The sequence below is a fragment of the Streptomyces sp. SID3212 genome (assembly GCF_009865405.1).
Lineage (GTDB): Bacteria > Actinomycetota > Actinomycetes > Streptomycetales > Streptomycetaceae > Streptomyces.
The window spans coordinates 1-2,383 of the sequence record NZ_WWJY01001150.1 but is presented as its reverse complement, the minus strand read 5'-3'; the positions used below and the strand labels follow the sequence as shown (position 1 = coordinate 2,383).

Genomic DNA, 2,383 nt, shown 5'->3' with positions numbered 1-2,383 from the left:
CGGACCCTGCCGTACGGGCCCACTCGCCGCCGCCGGATCGCGGTTCCGTACGGGCCCCGCCGGATCGCCCTTCCGTACGGGCCGTACGGGTCCCCTCGGCATCCCGCTCCCCCACCGCCAGCTCCACTCCGAACAGCGGACGGATCCCCTCCTCGGCGCACGCCTTGGCGAAGCGGACCGCGCCCGCGAGGGTGTCGCGGTCGGTCAGCGCGAGGGCGTCCATGTCCCGCTCGGCCGCGCGCTCGGCCAGCCGCTCCGGGTGCGAGGCCCCGTACCGCAGGGAGAACCCGGAGACGGTGCGCAGATGCGTGAACCTGGGCATCCGCACCTCCTGGCTCCGTCCGTTCTCACCGTTCTCACCTCCCCGTCCCCACCATAGACCAAGTTTCGAACGTGCGTACGATTAGCGTTGCCCTGGCCGTCCGACCCCCTCCCACCTGCGGAGATCCCGGACCGGCGCCACCCCGGGAACGGCTCACGCGCCGGACGGGGCCGATCCGGGCCCGTCCGGCGCGTGAGGTCGATCAGTTGGTCGGTCCGGTCAATCAAAGGGAAGAGGCGTCAGCCGATCTGCGCCCCGAACGCCGCCAGCGCCTCCGGCACCGGCTGGAAGAACGTCGTCCCGCCCGCCGTGCAGTCGCCGCTGCCGCCCGAGGTCAGCCCGAGCGCCGTGGAGCCCGCGAACAGCGAGCCGCCGCTGTCGCCCGGTTCCGCGCAGACCGTCGTCCGGATCAGCCCGTTGACGATGTCGCCGTTGCCGTAGTTCACGGTGGCGTCGAGCCCGGTGACCTGGCCGCTGTGCACCTGGGTGGTGGAGCCGCTCCGGGTCACCTGCTGCCCGACCGTCGCCGCGCCTGCCCCGGTGATCGCCTGCGTGCTGCCGTTGTAGAGATCGACCTCGCTGGGGTGGGCGACCCCGGCCGCGTACTGGACCAGGCCGTAGTCGTTGTCCGGGAAGCTGGAGCCCGCGTTGGTCCCGATCCGGGTGCCCTGCGCGTCGGACCAGGTCTGGATGGCCGCCGTGCAGTGGCCCGCCGTCAGGAAGAACGGCTGGCCGTCCTTGACCACGTTGAAGCCGAGCGAGCAGCGTCCGCCGGGGCCCGTGATCGCGTCACCGCCGGCCACGAAGGGCTTGAACTCCCCCGCCACCTTCGACAGTTCCGCCCTGCCTCCCAGATCCTTCACCACACCGCTGAGCTTCTCCCAGGCGGCGCCCACGACCGTGCTGTCGGCCGTGACAGCGAGCTTGTTGGTCACCGGGTCGACCGCCCAGGACGTGCCGGGGAGGGACGCCCGGTCGGCGAGGGTCTCCGACGCGTCCTTGAGCTCGCCCAGGGTGTTTTCGACCAGTCTGGCCCGGCCGCCGGCCTCGCGGACCGTCTCGGCCGCCTGCTCGTCCACCACGTTCACCACCAACGCCTTGGACGTGGGGTCGTAGTACGAGCCGGCCGTGTCGCCGCCCAGCCTGTCGTCGAGCGTCGAGGCGAGATTTCCGGCCGCCACCGCCGTCAGCCGCTTCAGAACGGGAGGGGCCGTTCCTTCGCTGGCGTTCGCAGTCTGGAAGGTAAGGCCGGCCGCCACCAACGCGACCACCGCACCACCTGCCAGCGTCGCCCGCTTCTTCGAAATGCGCCGGTGCTGCACCATCGACCTCCTGTGGGGGGAACCGTGCCGGAGCATGTGGGGTGTCCTGGCACGGGGATGAGGCGCCCACTATTCCGAGACCGGCGAGTAGCACACAAGGCCGAGTTCAGGACGCGCTCACCGCCAGCCGAACGGCCCCGGGCCCCTCGGCCATCCGGGGTGGGACAGGAACGGTTCCGGGTGCGAACACCCGGTGCGACCACCGGAACAGCAGGGGGTGAGGACTAGTCCTGTCCTGAAACCGACCCTCACCCTTCTCTCCCGTCCCAGGGGCCCCAGAGCCGCCCCCGGACAAACGGCGTGAACCGGCCGCGCGGCCCGCCCTGATGGGTGATCAGCACGCCGGCGGGGAATGCAGGAACACGGTGCTTGTACACGAGGGAGGGGTGGGGGTTGCGACGTCGCGTGCGCGGGGCGGACGGACGGCATCTGATGGTGGAGCGACTGGGCGACCCGCACGGCAGACCGATCTTCCTGATGCACGGCACGCCGGGCAGCAGACTGGGCCCCGCCCCCCGCGGCCTGGTCCTGTACCAGCGGGGGATGCAACTGATCGCCTACGACCGTCCGGGGTACGGCGATTCCGACCGGCTCCAGGGGCGCAGCGTCGCCGACGTGGCCCAGGACGTGACGACGATCGCCGACGCCCTGGGCCTGGAGCGGTTCGCCGTGGTGGGCCGCTCGGGCGGCGCTCCGCACGCGCTGGCCTGCGCCGCGCTGCTGCCCGACCGGGTGACCC

The 2,383-nt window shown here is 72.0% G+C and carries 3 protein-coding genes; 1 reads left to right on the top strand and 2 read right to left on the bottom strand.

Annotation, left to right across the window (positions count from 1 at the left end; genetic code table 11):
• Together GT042_RS34470 and GT042_RS34465 are read right to left on the bottom strand one after the other, a co-directional pair.
• A partial coding sequence (locus GT042_RS34470) for a PHP domain-containing protein (protein WP_237531480.1) occupies positions 1-322 on the bottom strand: 322 nt, incomplete at its 3' end.
• A gap of 239 nt (positions 323-561) precedes the next feature.
• Positions 562-1,644, bottom strand: coding sequence for a S1 family peptidase (locus GT042_RS34465; protein WP_161312628.1), 1,083 nt, complete (start codon positions 1,642-1,644; stop codon positions 562-564).
• A 393-nt stretch (positions 1,645-2,037) separates the two neighbouring features.
• Here GT042_RS34465 and GT042_RS34460 point away from each other — a divergent pair.
• Positions 2,038-2,383, top strand: a 346-nt coding sequence (locus GT042_RS34460; RefSeq protein WP_161312627.1) for an alpha/beta fold hydrolase, incomplete at its 3' end; no start/stop codon positions are given.